This is a genomic window from Pseudoduganella rivuli, assembly GCF_009674485.1.
GTDB classification, from domain to species: domain Bacteria; phylum Pseudomonadota; class Gammaproteobacteria; order Burkholderiales; family Burkholderiaceae_D; genus Rugamonas; species Rugamonas rivuli_B.
In genome coordinates this window covers 191,615-213,848 of record NZ_WKJJ01000001.1, presented here as the reverse complement: position 1 = coordinate 213,848, position 22,234 = coordinate 191,615, and the positions used below count along the sequence as shown (strand labels likewise).

Sequence of the window (22,234 nt, the reverse complement as noted above, 5' to 3'; positions counted from 1 at the left end):
CCTATTTCAGCTGGCAGATGTCGAGCACATTCATGTCGGTGTAGTCGAGGTTTTCCCCGCCCATGGCCCAGATGAACGCATAGTTGGACGTGCCGGAACCCATGTGGATCGACCATGGCGGCGATACCACGGCTTCCTGGTCGGCCACGATGATGTGGCGGGCGGAATCCGGTTCCCCCATGAAGTGGAAGACACGTTGGTCTTTTTCCAGGCCAAAATAGAAATACACTTCGGAGCGGCGCTCGTGCAGGTGCGGCGGCATGGTGTTCCACACGCTGCCCGTTTTCAGGATGGTCAGCCCCAGCAGCAATTGCGCGGACTGGCATACGCCCGGCACCACATACTGGTAAATCGTGCGCGCATTGGACGTTTCCAGGCTGCCCCGTTCGAGTGGCACGGCGTCCGCGTGGCAGATCTTGCGGGTTTCGTAGCGGATGTGGGCCGGCGTGGACGCCAGGTAAAAGCGGGCGGGGTTGGCCGCGTCCAGCGATTCGAACGTGACGTCCTTCGTCCCCATCGGGATATACAGGCCGTCGCGGGGCGCCAGTTCGTAGACCGCGCCATCGACCGTGACTTTACCCGCGCCATTGGCGATATTGATCACGCCCAGTTCGCGCCGCACCAGGTAAGGCTGGCCGGCGGCCGATGCCGGCTCCGTGTGCACGGGCAGGCTGACGGGGTGCTGGACCGGGCAGGCGCCGCCGATCACGAAGCGTTCATGGTGGCAGTAATTGAGTTTGACGGTGTCCGGCACGAACAGGCCGCCAATCAGGTAACGATCACGAAGTTGATCGTTTGTTGCTTGCTCCATCATTTCGGGATGGGTAGCGTGGTAAGTCTTTTCATACATCTGCGGTTTCTCCGGACGGTTTTTTCTCTGGTGCGGCGGGTAAGTTTCAGCGACTTTTTCCGCTTGCGACCTGTTATCGATAACAACTATAATACCCATATCGGTTGCGAATGCCAAGTAAATCTGAACGGAGAAGGTATGAATGCACGGGGTAAAAAGCGGGGTGGGCGGCTGGCCGTGGCGGGGGTCATCCTGGCGGCGCTGGCCGGTCATGGCTCGGGCGCGGCTGAGACGCCGCCCTGGTCGGCGGACCTGGGCAACGGCCAGTACCGCAACCCCGTCCTGCACGCCGACTATTCCGACCCGGACGTGATCCGCGTGGGCGGCATGTTTTACATGACGTCGTCCAGCTTCAGCAACGCACCGGGATTGCCATTATTGCAATCATCTGACATGGTGAACTGGGAGCTGGTGGGCCACGCGCTGCCGGTGCTGCCGCCGCAACAGTTTTTTGCCAAGCCGCAGCCCGGCAAGGGCGTGTGGGCGCCGACTTTGCGCCACCATGACGGCAAGTTCTGGATTTTCTGGCCGGACCCGGACGTTGGCATCTATGTGATGACGGCGGAACGGTTCGCGGGGCCGTGGAGCGCGCCGCGCCTGCTGCTGGCGGGGAAGGGCATCATCGACCCGGCGCCGCTGTGGGATGACGACGGCAGGGCGTGGCTGGTGCACGCCTGGGCCAGGAGCCGGTCCGGCATCAACAATATCGTGACCCTGCGCAGCATGGCGCCGGATGCCAGCCGCCTGCTGGATGACAAAGGACGTGACATTATCCATGGCGACCGCTTGCCCGGCTATTTCACCGTCGAAGGTCCGAAGCTGTACAAGAAGGATGGCTATTACTACGTGTTTGCGCCGGCCGGCGGCGTGGAAATGGGGTGGCAGGCGGTGTTCCGCTCGCGCAACATCGAGGGACCTTATGAAGACCGCATCGTCATGGCGCAGGGCATGACGGCGATTAACGGCCCGCACCAGGGCGCCTGGGTCGATGGGGTCGACGGGCGTGACTGGTTTTATCACTTCCAGGACAAGGCCGCCTATGGCCGCGTGGTCCACTTGCAGCCCATGGCATGGAAGGATGGCTGGCCCGTGATTGGGGCGGACCCGGATGGCGATGGCGTGGGCGAGCCCGTGCTGCGCCATGCGAAACCGGCCGGCACGGACCGGGGCATCATCAATCCCGCCACCACCGATGAATTCAACGGCAAGGTATTGGGTTGGCAGTGGCAATGGAACGCCAACTTCAGCAACGACTGGTATTCGCTGGCGGCCCGTCCCGGTCAATTGCGCCTGTTCGCCCAGCCAGCGGCGGATGGCGGCAGCCTGCGCGAGATTCCCTCCGTGCTGACGCAGAAATTCCCCGCCCCGTCTTTTGCCGCCGACACCGTGGTGTCGCTGAGCGGCGCGGAGGAGCAGCGCGCGGGGCTGGTGGTGCTGGGCATCCGCTATGCATGGCTGGGATTGCGGCGCCAGGGCGGCGCCACCCAACTGGTCTACGCCACCTGTGAAAAACCGGCCGATAAATGCGTGGAACAGGCGGAAACCGTGGCCACCGTGGGCGCGCAGCCCGTGTATTTGCGGGTGCGCGTGGGGGAGGGCGCGATGGCGCAATTCTCGTACAGTACGGATAACGTGCGCTTTATACCTGCCGGGCAGCCGTTCCGTGCCGGCGTGGGGCGCTGGGTGGGGGCGCAGGTGGGGCTGTTCAGCACCACACCGTCCGCCTCCGGCCGCAAGGCCTATGCGGATGTCGACTATTTCCGCGTCACAGAATAAGCAATCAATTCAGCATAACAACGAAGGAGATACCCCATGATGAAACGCTGGTGGGCCCTGGCGGGCCTGTTGCTGTGCGCCGCGCTGCCGGCCGCGCATGCAGCGACGAACGCCCTGCAAGTCTTCCCATTCCCGGAAGCGATGCGCTACACGCACCACAATGACGATTACACGGTCAAGGTGCGCACGCCGGGCGGCGTGTGGCAGGATTTATATGAATACAACGTCAAGGTCGACCTGGACAAGCCCGTCAAGGATGCGTCCATGGTGTACTTTAACTTTGACGGCGCCGTGGAAGTGTCGGTGCATAAAAATAACGGCACCTTCTCGAAAGTCGCGATCCGTCCCGATGCGCGTGGCATCAAATACACGGTGAAGGGCAATACCGTGTTGTTTACGCTGCAGCGCCCGGACAACCTCAGCGTGGAATTCGACGGCGACCGCCATCACAACCTGCACCTGTTCACACACGCGATCCGCAAGGACATGCCGCGTTCGGCCGAGCCGGTGACGGGCATGTCGACGGGTAAGGGCGTGACGCCGGACTTCACGCAGCCGGTCGTGTATTTCGGCCCGGGCCTGTATGACGGCGAATTCCGCGTGCGGTCCAATACCCGCGTGTACATCGACGGCGCCGCCGTGCTGAGAAGCCCGCTGATCTTTGACGGCGTGGAAAATGTGCAGGTGGTCAGTGATGGTTTATTCATGGGCGTCTCGCAAATGCAGATCCGCCGTTCGCGCCACGTCACCATCGATGGCCCGATCTTCGTCAACCAGCCGGAAGGTACGATGCGCTGCATTAATTCGCAGGATCTCGAAGAGCGCAGCATCCGCACCATCGGCGCCGGCCAGTGGTCCGATGGCCTGGGTCACTTTGCCTGCGAACGCGTGACGATTGCCGACAGCTTTATCCGCACGTCCGACGATTGCGTCACCCTGTACAACCACCGCTGGGATATCTGGGGCAATACGCGCGACATCACGGTGCGTGACTCAACGTTGTGGGCCGACGTGGCGCACCCGGTGATGATCGGCATCCACGGCAATACGCCGACCAAAGACCATCCGGAACCGGAAGTGCTGGAACGCATCCGTTTCTCGAACATCGACGTGCTCGAACATGACGAGGACGACCCGGAATACGAAGGGGTATTCGGCATCATGGCCGGCGACGACAACCTGGTGCGCGATGTGGTGTTCGAGGATATCCGTGTCGAGCGCATCGAGGAGGGCATGCTGTTCAACCTGCACATCGCCTATACGCCGAAGTACAACACCAGCCCGGGACGCGGCATCGAAAACATCACGTTCCGCAACGTCAGCTTCACGGGCGAAGGATCGCCGGGCGCTTCCGTCATGTATGGCTACGATGCATCGCGCAAGGTGCGCAATGTCGTGCTGGATAACGTGACGGTGGCGGGCAAGAAAATCACGGGACCGGCGCCGAATATCCTGAATCTGGGGCCGTTCGTGGAGAATGTGACGTACAAATAAGCCCACTGCTTGCCTGATGCGCATGATTGTCATAATGCGCACATCCCGCTTGTCACCTGTTGTTGCCATCGGACACTTTTTGTGTCCGATGGCGCATTTCACCGTCATTACCAATAATCCCGTCGGGAAAAATATAGACTGTTCCTGAGCCCCGTACTAAGGTAGCGCGGTTCACAGTCCGGGCGGCGCCATGCCGCCGTCATTCACGATTTGATAATGACTTCAGTTGCCCGACAGTTCTTGAAATTGCTGGCGCTGCCGGCCCTTTGCGCGGCAGCCCATGTGCATGCGCAGACCGATGACAAATCAGCAAGCTGGTCGTTCCAGGGCTTCGGCAGCGCTGGCGCCGTGCACTCGACGGAAAAGCAGGCGGATTACGCGGCCAATGTGCTGTACCCCGGCAAGGCCGGCTACAGCAGCAACTGGAGCCCGGAAGTCGACAGCCGGCTCGGTGCGCAGCTCAGCGTCGATATCGACAAGCGCTGGTCCGCCGTGTTGCAGGTGGTGTCCGAACGTAACCTGCAAAATTCGTGGAAGCCCGTGGTGGAATGGGCCAACGTCAAATACCAGGTTACGCCGGAACTGAGTTTGCGGCTGGGCCGGATAGCGCTGCCCATGTTCCTGGCGGGCGATTACCGCAAGGCCAGCTATGCGTTGCCGTGGGTGCGCCCGCCAGTGGAACTGTATGGCGCGCTGCCGATTTCCAGCAGCGACGGCTTCGATGCGAGTTACCGCTGGAACAGCGCCGGCCTGAAACACACCACGCAAGCATTTTACGGTTCGACCAACCGCGAACTGGGGCCGGGCTACCGCGCCCATGGCCACGGCATCACCGGCATCACCCATACCGTCACCTCGGGCGCGCTGATGTTGCGCGGCGGCGTCACCACCAGTTCGCTGACGGTGGACGTGGGCCAGGAATTGTTTGCCGGGCTGCGCCAGTTCGGCGCCGCCGGCCAGGCATTGGCGGAACGCTATGAAATCCGCGACAAGCGCGTGCTGGTGGTTAACGCCGGCGCCAGCTATGACCCGGGCGACTGGTTCGTGATGGCGGAAGCGGGCCGCTTCAACTACAAGTCGGCCCTCGGCGATTTCTACGGCCTGTATGCCAGCGCGGGCGTGCGGCTGGGGGCGTGGACCCCGTATGTGCAGGCGGGGCGGTCGCATGCGTTGATGGCGACCAGCATTGCCGGCGTCCCGCTGGCCGGCCTGCCGCCCGCAGTTGCCGCCACCGCGTCGTACCTGAATGGGTACCTGAACAGTTACCTGAGCGCCATCCCGCAGCAGGACAGCGTGGCGCTGGGGCTGCGCTGGGATGTCTGCCCGGGCATGGCGCTGAAACTGCAGTATGATCGGCTGCATACGCGCAACGGTTCGTCCGGCACGTTCATCAATGTGCAGCCGGGCTTCCGTTCCGGGGGGCACGCGGGCGTGACCAGCGTGCTGCTGGACTTCGTGTTTTGACGGGGCGGCACATGCGACTGTCTACACTGGCTGGATTACTGCTGGCGGCGGCGCTGGGCCTGCCGGGTGCGCATGCCCGCGCCGGCGAGCTGGTGGTCATCGTGTCGGCCCACAATCCCGTGACGGCGCTGCGCGCCGACCAGGTGGCCGACATCTTCCTGGGCGAAGCCATGCGTTTTCCCGATGGCGCGGAAGTGCAGGCGCTGGACCAGGCGCTCAATACGCCGCAGCGCAACGAGTTTTACCAGAAGGTGGCGTCGCGCACGCCGGCGCTGATGAAAGCTTACTGGACCAAGCGCATTTTCACGGGCCGGGGCCAGCCGCCGCGCGAGCTGTCCAGTTCCATCGCGGTGCGCAAGGCGGTGGCGGATAATCCGGGCGCGATCGGCTATGTCGAACGGGCGGCCGTGGACGCCAGCGTGCGCGTGGTGATGGTGGTGAACTGATGGAAGCGCACGGCGGACACGACGACTTTGGCGGCTCGGCGCGCTGGCGCCGCATGGCGCTGGAAACCTATGTGACCTTGCCGCTGTTTACGCTGGTGCTGCTGGGCGCTATCTGGACCGCGACCCTGCACTTCATCGACGCCGAACTGGACGCCGCGCACAACGTGGCGGGGGACTCGCTGGTGGAATTGTCCGACACCTATGAAGCGCAGGTGGTGCGCAACCTGCAGGGCATCGACCAGACGCTGAAAGTGCTGAAGTACGCGGTGGAAAAGAAGGGAGCGGCCGGCGCGCTGCCGGAATTGCAGCAAAACGACTTACTGCCGCCGGGCCTGGTGTTCATCGTCAGCATCGCCGACGCATCCGGCCGCATCGTTGCCAGCAATCCCGCCACGGAATCCATTTCCGTGGCCAACGAAGAGTATTTTCTCTATCACCAGCAGCGCCGCACCAGTTCCACCTATATCGCGCAGGCGATGCGCGACCAGGCCAACAAGGACTGGCACCTGCATTTCACGCGCCGCGTGAATACGCCGGAAGGGGAATTTGCCGGCGTGGTCGTGGTGGAAGTGGATCCCGGCTATTTCACCAGCGGCTATGAGCGGGCGCGCCTGGGTGAAAAGGGCGTACTGGGGCTGGTGGGCAGCGATGGCGTGGCCCGCGTGCTGCGCGTCGGTGAGCTGGTCAGCTGGGGCCAGAAGATTGCCGCCATGCCGGACAAAGGGACGACTGTTCCGCAGGCGCTGCCCGGTTCCTGGGATGGCGTGCGGCGCTATACGGCGCTGCGTCCATTGCCGCGGTACCAGTTGTCCGTGCTGGTGGGCTTGTCCGAAGACGAGCAAATGGCGCCGGCGTTCGGCAAGCGGCGCGAGCGGCTGCTGGAGGCGGGGGCCGCCAGCGTGGCGGTATTGCTGGTGGCGGCGCTGGCATGGTTCTGGACATGGCAAGGCGCGCGGGCGCGGCGCCACATCCGGCGCGCGCAGGAAACCTATGCGGCCGCGTCGGAAGCGAACATGGATGCGTTCTTCGTGTTGCGCGCCATACGCGGCGCGGATGGCGCCATCACGGATTTCAAGATCGCCACCGCCAACAGCCGCGCGGAACAAATGAGTGGCCACAGCAAACAGGCGCTCCAGGGACAGAGCTTGTGCAACTGGCTGCCGCAGGTCCGCCATAACGGCATCTTCAAGCGTCTGGTGCGGATCGCCACCGAAGGGGGCGTGCACCAGGAAGAGTGGGAAAACACCATGCCGCAGCTGAACGCGGGCTGGATCCATGCGCAGGTCGTCGGCGTCGAAGGGGGGGCCGTGATGATCGTGCGCGACATCACGGAGCGCAAGGCGGCGGAGCACCGCATCTTCCACATGGCGCTGCATGATGCGCTGACCGGCCTGCCGAACCGCAGCCTGATCGGCGACCGCCTGCAGCAGGCCATTGCGGAAGCGCAGCGCGACCATAACGCGGTACACGTGGCGTTCATCGACCTCGACGGGTTCAAGCTGGTCAACGATGGCCTGGGCCATACGGCGGGCGATTTGCTGCTGAAGGAAGTGGCGGGGCGCATGGCGGCCTGCCTGCGCCGGCACGATACGGTTGGACGGTTCGGCGGCGATGAATTCGTGCTGGTGCTGCCGCAGCAAAAGAACGACATGGCGCCCACCGCATCGCTGCTGGAGCGGGTGCGTGAAGCCGTGATCGGGCCGGTGGTGCTGGACGAACAGGAAGTGCGCGTCAGTTGCAGTATCGGCGTCGCCATGTACCCGCGCGATGGCGAAGACCCGGATACCTTGCTGATGAACGCGGATGCGGCCATGTACCGCGCCAAGGAAACCGGCAAGAACAATGTGCAGTTCTATACGCAGGAAATGAACAGCAGCCTGGAAGAAAAGCTGGCGCTGCTGGACGGCTTGCGCAAGGCGCTTGACGACAACCAGCTGTACGTCGAATACCAGCCCAAGGCGGATCTCTCCAGCGGCCTGCTGTTCGGCGTGGAAGCACTGGTGCGCTGGCGCCATCCGGAGCGGGGCATGATCCGGCCCGATATTTTCATTCCGTTGGCCGAGGAGTGCGGCATGATCGGCGCCATCGGCGACTGGGTGCTGCAACAGGCTTGCCACCAGGCGCGCGCTTGGCAGGCGGCGGGGCTGCCGCCGATTACCGTGTCGGTCAACGTGTCGCCCCGCCAGTTCGACGATTTGCGGCTGGTGGCGCGCGTGGTCGAAGCGCTGAACGCCAGCGGGCTGGCGGCCGGCTTGCTTGAGCTGGAAGTGACGGAAAGCCTGATCATGCGCGACGTGGGGCAGGCCGTGGCCAAGATGCGGGAACTGGAAGCGAAGGGTGTGGCGCTGTCGATCGACGACTTCGGCACCGGTTATTCCAGCCTGTCGTCGCTGAAGCGCTTCCCCATCAGCCGCCTGAAGATCGACAAGTCGTTCGTGCGCGACCTGGACACCAGCGCGGACGACCGCGCCATTGCCCGCGCCATCATTTCACTGGCGCACGAACTCGATGTGCGCGTCATCGCGGAAGGCGTGGAAACCGTGCAGCAGCGCGACTTCCTGCAAGCGAACGGCTGCGATGAAATGCAGGGCTATTTGCTGAGCCGTCCGGTGGCGCCGCAGGAAATAGCCGTGCTGCTGGCGCGGCAAAGGGAGGCGGCCGAACGGGGCCAGTTGCTAACTGCTGATACGCAGGCGCCAATTGCGTAGGGCGGTTTCCGCAGGAAGCCGCCATGCCAGCATGGCGATATCACGTACGCGTTCCCTTGATCTATTGTTCCCGGCACGGACCATGCAGGAAACGACCCAGCAAGCAGGCCGCCAGTCCAAGTCCCAGTAGCGCCAGGCTGCCCGGTTCCGGCACGGTTACCGGAACCTCCACCCGCGCAATGCTGAACGCGCGCAGCGGCGAACCGTTCAACCGGTCTTCCGTGAAATAACTGAAGTCGTGCGACCAGTCATATAAACCGTTATCGGCCTGCACGTCGAGCGACAGGTTGCCGCCCTGGTCCACCACGTTCAAGTAAAAGCCCGCGTCGTACTGGTCCGGCTCGCCGACGCTGGCGTTGGTGAAGAAGGCCCAGGCGCTGGGATCCGGGTTCAGCGTATTCCACACGGTGCGGATGGCCGTGGTTTGCGCGCTGTCGGTCAGCATGCCGTTGATCCCGGTGACGTGGAACGGCGACGCGCTGTCATAGTAAAACTGCCCGGTAAAGCTGCCGTCGCGCCACGTGGCGGACAGGTTGTACCAGCCGACCGGCGCAGCGGTGGCGCTTTGCAGCAGCAGGGCGGACAGCGCCGCCAGCATAATCAGACACTTTTTCATAAGGGTTACCGTGGTTCAGGGAATGGTGATGTCATCGATATTGCCCAGGCTCTGGCCCGTCGATTCGAAGCGCAGCGTGTTGGCGCCGCCGGGCGCCAGGTTGACGTTGGCCGTCAGCGTGGTCCAGTTGGCCCAGCCGCCCGTGATCTTGAACGTGACGGGCTGCGCCACGCCGTTCACGTTAAGGACGCCGCTGCGCGGTGTCGGATTGCCGTTGGCATAGCGGACCGTGACGGCTTTGACGCCGCCGGCGCCGCCGTCGATGCCGTCGAATTGCGCGCTGCCGCCGCTGGCGGGGAAGGTCACGAAGCCCGTGCCCTGGAAGCCGGCCTTGTCGTTCTTGACCAGCGCGCCGCCACCCAGTGTGGCGCTTTCCGCCTGGACGTTGCCGGTGATGCCGGGCTGCGCAGGCGGCGGTTCGCTCGCCGCCGGCGCATCGTTGCGGTAGGTGACGACCAGGGCCGGACGCATGGCGGGATTCGTGTGGTCTTTCGAACCGTAATCCACCGAACCTGCGCTGCCATAGTTGGCTGCCGCTTCGACCGCCAGCGACAGCACCTTGGCGCCGGCCATCGCGGCTTGCGCCTGGGATGTCACGTCGGCCTGCACCGCCGCATTGACGGCCGGCACTTGCCAGCTCGTCACCAGTGCCCCGTCGGCGGGTGCGTTGTTCCAGGTCACCGTGTTTTCATTCCAGCCCGAGCCGGCGGTCAGGTACAGCTTGTGCGTCATCGGCGTGCTTTGGCCGACCGACGTGGCGACCAGTTTCAAGGTGGCGCTGGTGATCGTGCCTTCCACGCTGGACAGATCGAACTTCAGCAAGCTTTTGCGGTTATAGCTGGCGGCATCCCCTTTCACGGTCAGGTACGTGGTCTTGCCGAAGTTGCTCGTGCCGTAGGTGCCGTCGCGCAGGAAGGCATCGTCGGACGGCGCCAGGCTGGCCGTGCCGTTCAGCGTGAAGCGCGCCGCATACGACTTGCCGCCGGATGCCGCCACGTTGACGGCCAGCTTGATGGTCGGCGTCGTCTGCACCACCGTGATGGCGGGATCCTTGCTGATCACGGTGACCGCGCTGCGATTGAGTTCGATATTCAGGTTGCCCTGGTAAGCCTGGGTTGGATCGGCGATGGCAATGGCCAGGTCGGAACCGGTCTGCCGGACCACGACGACCGCCTTGCGGTCGCTGGTCACGAACGGCTGGCCGCCAGCGTTGACGGTCTTGCTGCCATCGTTCCAGAACACCAGCCCCGTCACGCCCAGTGGTCCATCCTTGACGGCCGTGGCGGCGGTGGAACGCTCCAGCACCGTGAATGGCGGATTGGCGGAAAACGCCGCCACGTCGGACGCGCTCTTGTTCGGCAGCACCGCATAGGTGTACGCCGCAGAGGACGGATTGACGCCGTGGTCCAGCGCCAGGCTGAGGTAATTGGCGGTCTTGCTGTCGGTACTGCCCAGGGTGTAGACATCGCGCCAGGCGCCGGTACGGGCCTGGCGCAAGCCGTTGACGGCCGGCTGGTCCGGGAACACGTAGCCGATATCGGCGCCCGGCACGGAACCGGCCAGGTGTGCCCAGCGCGTGGCCGGCAGCGACTGGCTCCAGCCCAGGGTGGCGGGAACCGCGTTGCCGTTGACGGTCAGCGCATTGTCGCCGGCGCCGGACAGCTTGCGGTTTTCCACGATGGTTTCCACGGACTCGCCATTGGTCGCGGTAATGCCGCTGCCGGCCGCCACGATATAGTCGCCGAACAGGAACCACGCCTTCTTGCCGCTCAGTGTACTGGCCGTCACGTTGGTGGTGGCGAAATCCATGCCGGCCGCCGCATACAAGCCTTCCAGGTCCGCGCCGCCGACGCCGGCCCGGGTATTGCCATAATGCTTCCAGGCCACCGGCGTGCCGCTGCCGGTGTGGTCCGTCGTGATGCCGGGCAGCCGCCACATGTCGACGGTGGCCCAGTAATCGCCGCCATACTGGTTCTGGTCCGCGTTATACAGCCACGTGGTGCCGATGCCGGTCCACCAGCCGCGCAGGTTTTCGCCATTGCCGGATTCGAAGGCCGACATGCGCTTGGAAAACATGGAAATGCCGAATGCATGGCCGGGGCGGCGCTGCAGCACGCGGTCGCCCGCCGCGAACACGTGGGTTTCCACGGCTTCCGGCATGGCGGCAATGGTGGAATCGTTCAGCAGCGCCTTGATTTGCGTGATGTCGGTGGCCGACATGCTGCCCACCAGCCCGGGCAGGGCGGAGACGTATGACGGGCCAAACGTGGTGTCGCGCTGGATCCAGCCCTTGACCATGGATTTGACGTCGCGCGCCTGGCCGTCCGGCAGTGACTGGGCCAGGTTCAGCATGGTGCTGACGATGCCCCGGCCCACGATATGGTCGGTGCTGGCCTGGCGCGTGAGGCCGCGGCCGCGCTGCATGTCCATCATGGCGCCGTCATACATGAAGGGGCGAAACGCTTTCATGGCCCAGTCGTACGGCAAGCCCTTGTTGGGATCGTTGAATTCCCAGCTGGTGCCGTCCAATAGCGCATACAGCCGGGCGATATCGGTCAGCAGCACGCCGCCATAGCCGCCCACGTAGGGCTCGTGCACGTGCTGGATAAACGTGCCATCGGTATAAAAGCCGTCGCCCGTGGTGACGTAGGGCAGGGCGGGTGCAATGGCGTCGCGGCCCTGCGCCAGCTTGGACGATTCTTTCGCCAGCATGCCGCGCAGGGCGGCGACGAATGCCTTGTCGAGCAGGTTGGCGCCGGTTTCCACGGTGGCGGACAGGGTGCCGTCGAAATTGGTGCGCAAGGTCGGATCGGGCATAAACCAGTCGATGGCGGCAAAGCAGGCGGCTTTCTGCTGCGCGCTCAGCCACGGGTACAAGGTCACCAGCACGTTGTTCAGCGCTTGCGGCGCGCCGATTTGCCAGTCCCACCAGTTGTCGTAGCCGCGCTGGCCGGCGGCATAATGATTGGACACGAGCCAGTCCAGTGCGGACAGCACATCGGCCAGCAGGGCGGCGTTGCCGCGCATGGCGTCGCTGCCCTTGACATAGGCGTTGGCCAGCGTGCCCAGGCGCGAAAAATTGTTGGTGACGGTGGCCGACGCGTTCCAGTTGGCATAGTCGGCCCACAGCGCCGTGCGCCCCGGCTGCTTTTGCATGGCGTCCCATTGCGTCTGCGCGGCGGCATTGGCGGCGGCGATCTGCGCCTGCACGTCCGGATCGCTGGTATCGACCGCGCCGCCGCGCGCCTGCCACTTGGCGCGCATGATGTCGTATTCATCCATCTGCGATTGCGCGACGGCGATGCCGCCTTGCGCCAGCATCGCCAGCAGCACGCCGCCGGCCCATCCCTTCATCCGCTTCATGTTTTCTCCTTGTGTGATAACGTTATCACTTTATTGTAAAGAAAATGGCCGGTATCGACAGGCCAGCAGTTCCCGATGCAGCACGGTTAACGTTATCAGAGGTGGTTTCCGGTTGCAAGCGAATGTGACGAAAGGTGCATGGCATGACGGCCGGCTTGGTGATCCTTACAACAAGGCAAAGAGCGGCGCGATGGATAGTGTGTTTCTGCTATCATCGGCGCCTTTCCAGAACACCATCGAGACCATGTCCCATTCCGCCACCCGCCGCACCGTGCTGGCTGCGCTTGCCGCCGCTCCCGTCATGCATATCGCCCGTGCCGCCGAAACGCCGCAAGATCAGCTGGCCGCGCTGGAACGATCCGCCGGCGGCCGCCTCGGCGTGGCGGTGCTCGATACAGGCAGCGGCAAACAGGTACTGCACCGCGCCGGTGAGCGCTTTGCTTTTTGCAGCACGTTTAAAACCATGGTGGCCGCCGCCATCCTGGCCCGCGGCACCAAAGAACCGGACTTGCTGGCGCGCCGCATCCACTACACGAAGGCCGACCTGGTGACGTATTCGCCAGCGACCGAACAGCACGTGGCGGACGGCATGACGGTGGCGGCGCTGTGCGAAGCGGCGATCCAGTTGTCCGACAACAGCGCGGCCAACCTGTTGATGAAGATACTGGGCGGCCCGCAAGCCGTCACAGCCTATGCGCGCGCCATCGGCGACCAGGAATTCCGGCTGGACCGGTGGGAAACCGAATTGAATACAGCGATTCCCGGCGATGCGCGCGACACCACGACGCCTGCCGCCATGATGCAATCGGTCAATCGCCTGCTGCTGGGCGATGCACTGGGCGCGCCGCAGCGCAAGCAACTGGTGGACTGGATGGTGGGGACGGTCACCGGCAATGAGCGTATCCGCGCCGGCAGCCCGGCCGGCGCGACGGTGGCCGACAAGACGGGCACCGGCTCGTATGGCGTCACCAACGATATCGGCGTGGTATGGCCGAAGGGCAAGGCGCCTGTCGTGGTGGTCGTGTATTACACGGGAACGGACAAGGACAGTAAGGCGCGCAGCGATGTGATTGCCTCCGCCACCCGGATCGCACTGGGCGCATTGAGCGTATCCGCATGATGCGCCTTGCTGTTGCCGTAACCCCGTGCACGTCGCGGGCCCAGCCGCCGTTATAGCGCGTGTGACGGCAAGGCCACCGTCACCGTGGTGGCCTGGTCCGCATCGCTGGTTTGCATGGCGATGGCGCCGCCCTGGGCTTCGGCCAGCAGCCGCGCCGAATAGGTGCCCAGTCCCGTGCCGCCCGGTTTGCCGGACGTGACGAATTTTTCAAAGAAGCGTTCGCGGATGGCGGGCGGCACCACGCCCTGGTTGGCGATCGCGACAGCAATACGTTCGCCGCCGGCGACGGTCACTGTCACGGCAGTGCCGGGCGGCGCCGCTTCGCAGGCATTCTTGATCAGGTTCTGGAACAGCGAATAGCACAGCATCGGGTCGCCCACGGCCGTCAATGCGGCGGGTGGAACGCCGGCCGGTACCGTCACATGGACCGCCACGTTATTTGCCCGGTACGTGGTGCCCGCCAAGGTGGCCAGCCTGCCGAGAATTTGTGCGACGGGCACCGGCTGCGGCCGCAACGTAAAGCTGCCCGTTTCAATCTTGTAGATTTCCGCCGACAGGTTGACCATGTCGAGCGCCTGCAATGCCGCCTGTTCAGCCAGCAGCAATTGTTCCAGCTGGCCGGGCGGGAGTTGCGCGCCGTCGGCCAGTCCCTGCACCAGGCCGATGACGGCGGCCAGCGCGCCCTTCATGTCGTGCCGGGTGATGTGTTCGACTTCTTCCTTCAGGCGCGCGGTTTCCAGCATGGTGTCGTAGTTCGCCTGCAGTTCGCGGTGCAAGCCCACGTAGCGCATGAAGTTGCGCACCCGCAGCCGCAGCGCGTCCGGGTCGATCGGCTTGGTGACGAAATCCACGGCGCCCAGTTCCATGCCCCGCAGGCGGCTGGCGTCGTCGGTCAGCGCGGTGACGAAAATGATGGGAATGTGTTCGGACGACGGGTGGCTGCGCAATTGCGCGGCCACTTCAAAGCCGTCGATGCCCGGCATCATGACATCCAGTAACACCAGGTCGGGCGGCGTGTCCGTGTGGCAGATGGCCAGCGCTTTCTCGCCATTGTGGGCGATTTTCACGCGGTATTCATCCTTGAACATGCGCGACAGCAGATGCAGGTTGTCCGGCGTATCGTCGACCACGAGGATGGTGGGGCGCGCGGGTTCGGTGGCGGCGACGGGGACAGGAACGGCTGCGGCTGGCGCTGCGGTTGGCGCGGCAGTAGCGGTCCGCGCGGCGGCAGGGCGGGGCGGCCTGCGCGTAAATGCCCGCTCCAGCCGTTCGGAAAACAGCGCCGCCGAATACGGCTTGACCAGCAGTTCGTTGACCCCCGCGTCGATCGCCAGTTGCACCCGGTCCCGTTCCGCATCGGCCGTGATCATGATGAACGGCAGCCGTGCAGTTTTTGGATCGCCACGCACCGCCAGCAACAGTTCCAGCCCCGTCATGACTGGCATGTTCCAGTCGGAGATCACCACGTCGATGTGCTCCGCGCGCAGGATACGCAGCGCGTCGGCGCCGTTGGGCGCTTCGAACACGCGCTTGGCGCCCAGGGTGCGCAACTGGTTGATGGTGATGCGGCGCATGGAGTCGAAATCGTCGACGACCAGGAACGCGGCCTGCTCCAGCTGGCGCATGTACGCCATGGCGCCATCGGACGACAGCCAGGCGACGGGCGAACTCACTGCGCACCTCCGGTCATGCGTTCGACCTGTTCTTTTTTCTCGGCCATGGTGGCGTCGCTGTCGTGGAAGCGCGCCGCAATGGCACGGAATTCATCCTGCAGTTCGATGAAGGCGTCCAGGATATCCGGGTCGAAGTGGGAACCCCGTCCGTCGATCAGGATCTGCACGGCTTTTTCATGGGGCATGCCATCCTTGTAGACGCGCCGGCTGATCAGCGCGTCATAGACGTCGGCCACCGCCATCAGCCGCGCGGACACGGGAATGGCTTCGCCCGATACGCCCTGCGGGTAGCCGGAACCATCCCATTTTTCCTGGTGGCCGTACGCGATTTCCTTGGCCAGCGACAGGAAGGGCATGGTCATGCCCAGCTGCTTTTCCGCATGGGCGATGGCGTCGCGGCCCAGCGTGGTGTGGGTCTTCATGATTTCAAATTCATGGGGCTCGAACTTGCCCGGCTTCAGCAGGATGCGGTCGGGAATGCCGACCTTGCCGATATCGTGCAGCGGCGCCGACTTGAACAGCAGGTTGATATAGGTGTCGCTCAGGGTGGCGGCAAAGCGGGGATGGGTTTTCAGCTTTTCCGCCAGCGCTTTCACATAATATTGCGTGCGGCGGATATGGTTGCCGGTTTCCGAGTCGCGCGTTTCCGCCATCGACGCCATGGCCAGGATCGTCACGTCCTGGATCGCCATGACTTCCTGCGTGCGGGAAAACACTTCGTTTTCCAGGAATTCATTTTTATCGCGCAGGAAGTCCGCGCTGTCCTTCAGCAGCAAGTGGTTGCGCACGCGCGCCAGGCAGACGGCGGGGCTGATGGGTTTTGTGATGTAATCGACGGCGCCCAGCAGCAAGCCCATTTCCTCGGCTTCCGCGTCGGCCTTCGCGGTCAGGAATATCACGGGGATGTGGCGCGTGGCGGCATCGGCCTTCAGGCGGCGGCACACTTCATAGCCATCCATTTCCGGCATCATGATGTCGAGCAGGATCAGGTCCGGCGCGCTGGACTGGGCAATCCGCAGCGCCTTTTCGCCATGGTTGGCGATCTTGATCTTGTACTGGTCTTTCAGCAAATCGTTCATCAGCACCAGGTTGTCGGGCGCGTCATCGACCAGCAGGATGGTTTTCCTTGCGATCAACTCTTCAGTCATGCTGTGGCTCCCTCATTCAATGCTTCATCGAGCGCGGCCAGCGCCGCGTCCAGGTCCAGGTCGGACAATCCCGTTTCGATTCGCTTCCAGTGGCGCGGCCAGGCCGCCTTGAACAGGTCGCCGTGCGATTCCCACAGGTCGGCCGCCTCCGAATCGCTGTCCGCCAGCAGCGCTTTCAGGCGCTGTGCATGGTCGAGCAATGCGGACTGGTCCACCTGCGCCGGTGGCGTGGGAGCAGCCGGCACGGCAGGCACAACGGCGCCCTGTGCTGCCAGCCCGTGCAGGCCCGCGATCACGGGCGCCAGTTCCAGTTCCACCGCGTCCAGCAGCGGCATCAGTTGCTCCGCCGGCGCGCCATTGGCGCAGGCGGTTTCCAATAGTTGTGCCGCCGCGTGCACGCCCATGGCGCCAATATTGCCCGCCATGCCTTTCAGGGTATGGGCGGCGCGCGTGGGTGCGGCCGGATCGGCATCCGACAGCGACGCCCGGAATGCGGCGGAAAACGCCGCCTGGCTGTCATTGAATTTCACCAGCAGGCGGCGGTACAGCGCTTCGTTGCCCATGGCCGTGGCCAGTCCCGCCTGGAGGCGGATGCCCGGCAGCGGCGGCAGCGGCGCCGCGCCGTCCGGCATCGTGACAGGGGATGCGCAAGCATCGCCCGTACCATGCGCCGGCGTGATCCAGCGCGCCATCGTGGCAAACATGTCTGCCACGTTGATCGGCTTGGCGATATGGTCTTGCATGCCCGCTGCCAGCACTTTTTCACGGTCGCCCGCCATGGCGTTCGCTGTCATGGCGATGATCGGCAACTTGTCGAACGCCGGCATGGCCCGTATCGCCCGCGACGCCGCATAGCCGTCGAGCACCGGCATCTGGCAATCCATCAGCACGCCGTCGAATCGTGTGTCGTCGGCGAGGATATCGAGCGCTTCCTGGCCATGGTTGGCCAGCACCACGTCGATACCGGCTTTCGCCAGCAAGTCCATGGCCAGTTCCTGGTTCATGTCGTTGTCTTCCACCAGCAGCACCCGCGCGCCATGCAGCCGGGCCATGGTTTCGCTGTTTTGCTGGCTCTTGCCGCTGGCCCGGGTTTCCACGATGACGCCTTTGCCCAGCGCCTGTCCCACGGCTTCCAGCAGGGTCGATGGCGTCACCGGCTTGGTCAGCACGGAATGCAGTTCCACGCCCCGGCCGGCGGCCGACGACAGCGCTTCTTCACGGCCGTAAGCCGTGACCATGATGACGGCGGGCAGGTGGACCAATCCTGTTTCCTGCATGCGCTGCACGGTTTCGATGCCATCCATGCCGGGCATTTTCCAGTCCATCAGGATGACGTCATAGGGCAGCGCCTGTTTTTCGGATTTGGCCACCATTTCGATGGCTTGCTGGCCATGCCACGCCATGTCCACTTCCAGGCCGAAATTGCGCGCCATGGTGGACAGGATTTCGCGCGCCGACGCGTTGTCGTCCACCACCAGCACGCGGATGCCGGCCAGTTCCTCGGCGCGGAACATGCGGCGGGGGCGGGGATGGGCTTGCAGCCCGAACCGTGCGTGACAGTGGAAAGTGGAACCCTGGCCCGGCGTGCTGGTGATCCAGATCTTCCCGTCCATCATGTTCAACAGGTTCTTGCATATCACGAGGCCCAGGCCGGTGCCGCCGAACTTGCGCGTGGTCGACGCGTCGGCCTGGCTGAAGGACTGGAACAATTTGGCTGCCTGTTCTTCCGTCATGCCGATGCCCGTATCGCTGACCCAGAAATGCAATTCCACCGACGTGTCGTCGGCCGCAACGGTTTCCACGCCGATGATGATGTCGCCTTTTTCCGTGAATTTCACGGCATTGTTGGCCAGGTTGATCAACACCTGGCCCAGCCGCAGCGGGTCGCCCACCAATGACACGGGGACGTCGGCGCCCAGCTGGAACAACAGTTCGAGACCCTTGTCTTCGGCCTTGAACGCAATCATGCTGGCCAGGTTGTCCATCACGTCGTTGAGGTCGAAATCCGTGTGTTCGATGGTCATCTTGCCGGCTTCGATCTTGGAAAAGTCGAGGATGTCGTTGATGATGCCCAGCAGGTTTTCGCCCGCGCGGTGGACTTTTTCCACGTAATTGCGCTGGCGCTTGTCGAGGTTGGTTTGCAGCGCCAGGTGGCTCATGCCGATGATGGCGTTCATCGGCGTGCGGATTTCGTGGCTCATGTTGGCCAGGAAATCGCTCTTGGCGCGGGTCGCGGCCTGCGCCAGTTCTTTCGCTACGCGCAATTCGTCTTCGGCGGCGCGCTGCGCCGTGATGTCCTGGTAAGCGCCGTACATGTAGCGCACGGCGCCAGTCTGTTCGTCGCGCACGACCTTGCCGAACGCGTGCAGCCAGATCACGCGGCCGTCTTCGGGGCGCAGGTAGGCGTAGACCGCGTCGTACATCGGGTATTTGCCATCAAGCGTGCCCTGGTAGCGCTCCACCGTGGTGGCGGCGGCCTCGGGATCGGCCGCCAGCAGGCGGTCGAACCATTCCGCCTGCAAGTGGTAGCGGCCATTGGGTTTGACGGGTTCGCCCAGCAGGCGCGCCGAGCGTTCCGACTGGAAGTAATGGTCGGGATCGCTGTAATCGACCACCCAGTAGCCGCTGTTGGTCAGTTCCAGCGCGATATCGGTGAGGAAGTTGGTGCGGCGGTTTTCTTCCAGCAGCACGTGCATGCGCAGGTTGCGCTCGATGATTTCCAGGTTCATGGCAATGATCACCAGCGCGCCATCGAGCAGCGCCTGCGCCTTGTCGTCATACGGTTCCAGGGTTGCCAGTTCCATCACGGCCAGCAGGCGCTCGTTGCGCTGCACGGGCAGGATGGCGATGCTGGCCGGCGCCATGTCGCCCAGCGCGGAACCGACGCGGATATAGTCGGCCGGCGGCTGGCGGAAGATGACAGGCTGGCGGTCGCGCGCGCACTGTCCGACCAGTCCTTCGCCTGAGGCGATGGTGCGCTGCCCGTCTCCCTGCCCGCGGAATGCATAACCTCCCACGAAATTCAATTGCGCGGCGGCGTCGTCATGCAAATAGAACGCCGCATGGCCGATATTGAGCAGCGGGGCCAGGCTGGCCAGCGTCTTGGCGGCCAGCGCCTCGACACTGTCGGCCGTCTGCAATTCATTCGACAGCGCGGCCAGGTTGGCCTTGATCCAGCGCTGGGTTTCCACTTTCAGCGCTTCCGATTGCAGCACTTCGATCGAGCGCGCCAGTTGGCCTATTTCGTTGGGATAGTCCGTCAGCGGCACTGCGTGCGCCAGGTCGCCGTGCGCCAGCGCTTCCACCGCCGCGCGCAGGCGGGACGCCGGCATCCGCACCGAACGGCCCAGCAGCAGCGCAAACACGACGCCCACGCCCAGGCTCAGCACCAGCGCCGCATAGGTCAGCAGCGCTTCGTCGCCGGCCAGCGCCTGCATTTCCTCGACCTGGCGGCGCGCATTTTCCTCCTTGTCTTCCGTGATGCGGTTCAGCGCATCGTTGGCCTTCAAGCCGTAATTCTGGAAGTCGGGATCCGACACGATGGCGCGCGCTTTTTCCACGTCGCCATCCTTGAGGAAAGCGATGGCCGCTTCCACGCGCTGGCGGTAGCTGCCGTACGCGTCTTCGAACGCAGCCAGATGCTTGCGGTTTTCTTCCCTGACGATACGGGGCCGCAATTCTTCCAGCGCCTGGTTCAACCGGTTTTGCGCATCGGCCACCAGCACCAGCGCCTGTTCGCGGCCGGCCTTGTCCGGCGCCAGGATGGCCTGGCGCAGCCCGCGCCCGCGCTGGGAAAAGTGGATCAGCGTATCCTTGGCGGCGGAAATACCCAGCAAATCGTTGCGGTAAAGATTGAGCATCTCGTTGGTCAGGCGCGCGTGGGTATTAATGTAGTGCAGGCCGAATACCAGCGTGATCAACAGGCTGCCGCCAAAGCCCAGCGCCAGCTTGATGCCCAGGTTGAGCTTTTCCAGGTTGTTCAGGAATCGGGACACGGGTTCTCCTTATTGCGGCACGGCGTCTGCCGTGCGCGCCGTCCTGCGTGCAAATTGCAGGTGTACCGCCAGCAAGTCCGCCACGGCCGCAAATTGCTTCAGCGCCGCAGCGCCGGGCGGGGCGGGCAGCGCCAGTTCCACCACGCCCAGCAGGCGCGCCTGCAGCAGCACGGGCGCCAGCAGCACGGCGGCCGGTTCCGTATCGCCCAGGCCGGAACGGATGCGCCACGGGCTGCCGCCCTGCGTCGCCATGTCAATGACGCGGGGCTGGCGGTCGCGCGCGCACTGGCCCAGCAAGCCTTCGCCAATGGCGACGGATGCCGGCGCCGCGCCGGCCGCGTAGCTGCCCAGCAGCCGCAGGCGGTCGTCTTCGGCGCCATAGACGGCGCCCTGCAAGGCGCCGAACATGCGGTGGCATTCGGCCAGGAATACCGTGATGCCTTCTTCCCGGCTTTCCGCCTGTTGCAGGCGCAGCGCCACGTGCGCCTGTTCCATCTTGCGTTCGGCGCGCGCCGCCTGCTCGTGCGCCAACTGCTCCAACTGCGCGGACGACAGACGCAGCGCGGCGCGGCTGCGCAGCATGCGCAACACCATCAGCGCCAGCAGCAGGGCGCCGGCGCCCGCCGCCAGCGCGTCGCGCACGATCGGGCCCGGCGCGATGGTGCGGGACAGATCCTCCAGCAATACCAGTTGCCAGCCGCCCGCCGGGTCGTTCCAGTTGACGGGCGCGGACGCCACGATGTGGCGCCTGCCATCCACCGTGGCCACGTGGGCATGAACGTCGAATGGCAGGCTGACCGGCTGGCGTTCTTCGAACAATTTGCCGAACTGGCGCAGGGCGCGGATGTCATCGGTGCGCTGCGGCGTGACGGGACCGGCCAGCCGCCCCTGCCATTCCTTGCGGTTACTGCCGAACACCACCCCTTGCGGCGACAGCAGCAGCGCGGTCTTGCCGGTGGACGCCAGCAGGCGGTTCAACTGGTCCATGCCGGTGCGCGCCACCACGGCGCCGACCGGATTTCCGCCGCGTAGCATGTCGGGGTAAATGGGCGCCGCGAAATACAGCGCATGTTCGTCGCGCGACAGGCTGATGGCGGCGTAGACGTTTTCCCGGCCCAGCATGGCGGCCTGGAAGTAGGGACGGAATTTCACTTGCAGGCCGGTCGATGGCTTGCCGGAATCGTCCCACGACGATTTCACGATGCCATCGATGCCCACCACGAACAGCCCCTGCGCCTGATAGGCATGGGCCACGCTGCCAAGCAATGCCTGTACTTCCGGGGAATTGGGCGGGATGTCGGCCGTGCTTTCCCGCTTGATCGCGGGTTGCACCAGGCCCAGCACGGCAATGGCGCCCATCAGGTTGCCGTCCAGGGTCAGCGACATGGCTTCGATCGCGTGGCGCTGCAACGCGGTTTGCAACTGCGACTGGCGTTCCCTTTCCCGCGCGGCGTGGCTGCCCAGCGCGGCCGCCACGGCAACGGCCAGCGCGATCGCCAGCGCGGCGGCCCATCCCTGCCTTGGCCGGGTGGCAAATGATTCCAGTGCACGTATCACCACACAACTCCCCTGGCTGTCGCC

The 22,234-nt window shown here is 64.3% G+C and carries 13 protein-coding genes; 6 read left to right on the top strand and 7 right to left on the bottom strand.

All coding sequences use genetic code 11. The annotated features are described in order from the left end of the window. Nucleotide 1 precedes the first annotated feature (1 nt). Nucleotides 2-850, bottom strand: a complete 849-nt coding sequence (kduI, locus tag GJ700_RS00910) for a 5-dehydro-4-deoxy-D-glucuronate isomerase (protein ID WP_154370772.1) — start codon at nucleotides 848-850, stop codon at nucleotides 2-4. A gap of 138 nt (nucleotides 851-988) precedes the next feature. Between kduI and GJ700_RS00905 the strand changes: the two genes are divergently transcribed. The 5 genes from GJ700_RS00905 (at nucleotide 989) to GJ700_RS00885 (ending at nucleotide 8,738) form a co-directional block, all read left to right on the top strand. Next, complete coding sequence (locus GJ700_RS00905; protein WP_154370771.1) at nucleotides 989-2,626, top strand: glycoside hydrolase family 43 protein; 1,638 nt, start codon at nucleotides 989-991, stop codon at nucleotides 2,624-2,626. A 36-nt stretch (nucleotides 2,627-2,662) separates the two neighbouring features. Next, a complete protein-coding gene (locus GJ700_RS00900) occupies nucleotides 2,663-4,120 on the top strand; it encodes a glycoside hydrolase family protein (protein ID WP_154370770.1) in 1,458 nt (485 codons plus the stop codon). Nucleotides 4,121-4,336: 216 nt separating this feature from the next. After that, a complete protein-coding gene (locus tag GJ700_RS00895) occupies nucleotides 4,337-5,584 on the top strand; it encodes a hypothetical protein (RefSeq protein WP_154370769.1) in 1,248 nt (415 codons plus the stop codon). A gap of 11 nt (nucleotides 5,585-5,595) precedes the next feature. Next, nucleotides 5,596-6,030 carry a type 2 periplasmic-binding domain-containing protein gene (locus tag GJ700_RS00890; RefSeq protein WP_154370768.1) on the top strand — a complete coding sequence of 145 codons (435 nt, stop codon included), beginning with the start codon at nucleotides 5,596-5,598 and terminating at the stop codon, nucleotides 6,028-6,030. Beyond that, entirely contained in the window at nucleotides 6,030-8,738 is a 2,709-nt protein-coding gene (locus tag GJ700_RS00885; RefSeq protein WP_154370767.1) for a bifunctional diguanylate cyclase/phosphodiesterase, read from the top strand. Before GJ700_RS00890 ends, GJ700_RS00885 begins: the two co-directional genes overlap by 1 nt. A 61-nt stretch (nucleotides 8,739-8,799) precedes the next feature. On the opposite strand, the gene GJ700_RS00880 is transcribed toward GJ700_RS00885, so the two are convergent. Together GJ700_RS00880 and GJ700_RS00875 are read right to left on the bottom strand one after the other, a co-directional pair. Then, nucleotides 8,800-9,354: a PEP-CTERM sorting domain-containing protein gene (locus GJ700_RS00880; protein ID WP_154370766.1), complete on the bottom strand. Its 555-nt coding sequence runs from the start codon at nucleotides 9,352-9,354 to the stop codon at nucleotides 8,800-8,802. A gap of 15 nt (nucleotides 9,355-9,369) precedes the next feature. Continuing rightward, nucleotides 9,370-12,717 carry a polysaccharide lyase family 8 super-sandwich domain-containing protein gene (locus GJ700_RS00875; protein ID WP_154370765.1) on the bottom strand — a complete coding sequence of 1,116 codons (3,348 nt, stop codon included), beginning with the start codon at nucleotides 12,715-12,717 and terminating at the stop codon, nucleotides 9,370-9,372. Between the two features lie 244 nt (nucleotides 12,718-12,961). Here GJ700_RS00875 and bla point away from each other — a divergent pair, with 244 nt between their 5' ends. Next, entirely contained in the window at nucleotides 12,962-13,837 is an 876-nt protein-coding gene (gene bla, locus GJ700_RS00870) for a class A beta-lactamase (RefSeq protein WP_154370764.1), read from the top strand. A gap of 50 nt (nucleotides 13,838-13,887) precedes the next feature. Here bla and GJ700_RS00865 read toward each other — a convergent pair whose 3' ends face one another. Genes GJ700_RS00865 through GJ700_RS00850 form a run of 4 tightly spaced genes read right to left on the bottom strand, consistent with a single transcriptional unit; the run spans nucleotide 13,888 to nucleotide 22,210 of the window. Next, complete coding sequence (locus GJ700_RS00865; RefSeq protein WP_371867770.1) at nucleotides 13,888-15,510, bottom strand: ATP-binding response regulator; 1,623 nt, start codon at nucleotides 15,508-15,510, stop codon at nucleotides 13,888-13,890. Next, nucleotides 15,507-16,658, bottom strand: coding sequence for a response regulator (locus GJ700_RS00860; RefSeq protein ID WP_154370763.1), 1,152 nt, complete (start codon nucleotides 16,656-16,658; stop codon nucleotides 15,507-15,509). Before GJ700_RS00860 ends, GJ700_RS00865 begins: the two co-directional genes overlap by 4 nt. Beyond that, nucleotides 16,655-20,653: a response regulator gene (locus GJ700_RS00855; RefSeq protein WP_154370762.1), complete on the bottom strand. Its 3,999-nt coding sequence runs from the start codon at nucleotides 20,651-20,653 to the stop codon at nucleotides 16,655-16,657. Before GJ700_RS00855 ends, GJ700_RS00860 begins: the two co-directional genes overlap by 4 nt. Nucleotides 20,654-20,662: 9 nt before the next feature. Continuing rightward, nucleotides 20,663-22,210, bottom strand: coding sequence for a GAF domain-containing protein (locus GJ700_RS00850; protein WP_371867768.1), 1,548 nt, complete (start codon nucleotides 22,208-22,210; stop codon nucleotides 20,663-20,665). Nucleotides 22,211-22,234: the final 24 nt, after the last annotated feature.

Coding starts and splice junctions, on each gene's coding strand:
- kduI (WP_154370772.1), bottom strand. CDS start 850: ATGTATGAAAAGACTTACCACGCTACCCATCCCGAAATGATGGAGCAA.
- GJ700_RS00905 (WP_154370771.1), top strand. CDS start 989: ATGAATGCACGGGGTAAAAAGCGGGGTGGGCGGCTGGCCGTGGCGGGG.
- GJ700_RS00900 (WP_154370770.1), top strand. CDS start 2,663: ATGATGAAACGCTGGTGGGCCCTGGCGGGCCTGTTGCTGTGCGCCGCG.
- GJ700_RS00895 (WP_154370769.1), top strand. CDS start 4,337: ATGACTTCAGTTGCCCGACAGTTCTTGAAATTGCTGGCGCTGCCGGCC.
- GJ700_RS00890 (WP_154370768.1), top strand. CDS start 5,596: ATGCGACTGTCTACACTGGCTGGATTACTGCTGGCGGCGGCGCTGGGC.
- GJ700_RS00885 (WP_154370767.1), top strand. CDS start 6,030: ATGGAAGCGCACGGCGGACACGACGACTTTGGCGGCTCGGCGCGCTGG.
- GJ700_RS00880 (WP_154370766.1), bottom strand. CDS start 9,354: ATGAAAAAGTGTCTGATTATGCTGGCGGCGCTGTCCGCCCTGCTGCTG.
- GJ700_RS00875 (WP_154370765.1), bottom strand. CDS start 12,717: ATGAAGCGGATGAAGGGATGGGCCGGCGGCGTGCTGCTGGCGATGCTG.
- bla (WP_154370764.1), top strand. CDS start 12,962: ATGTCCCATTCCGCCACCCGCCGCACCGTGCTGGCTGCGCTTGCCGCC.
- GJ700_RS00860 (WP_154370763.1), bottom strand. CDS start 16,658: ATGACTGAAGAGTTGATCGCAAGGAAAACCATCCTGCTGGTCGATGAC.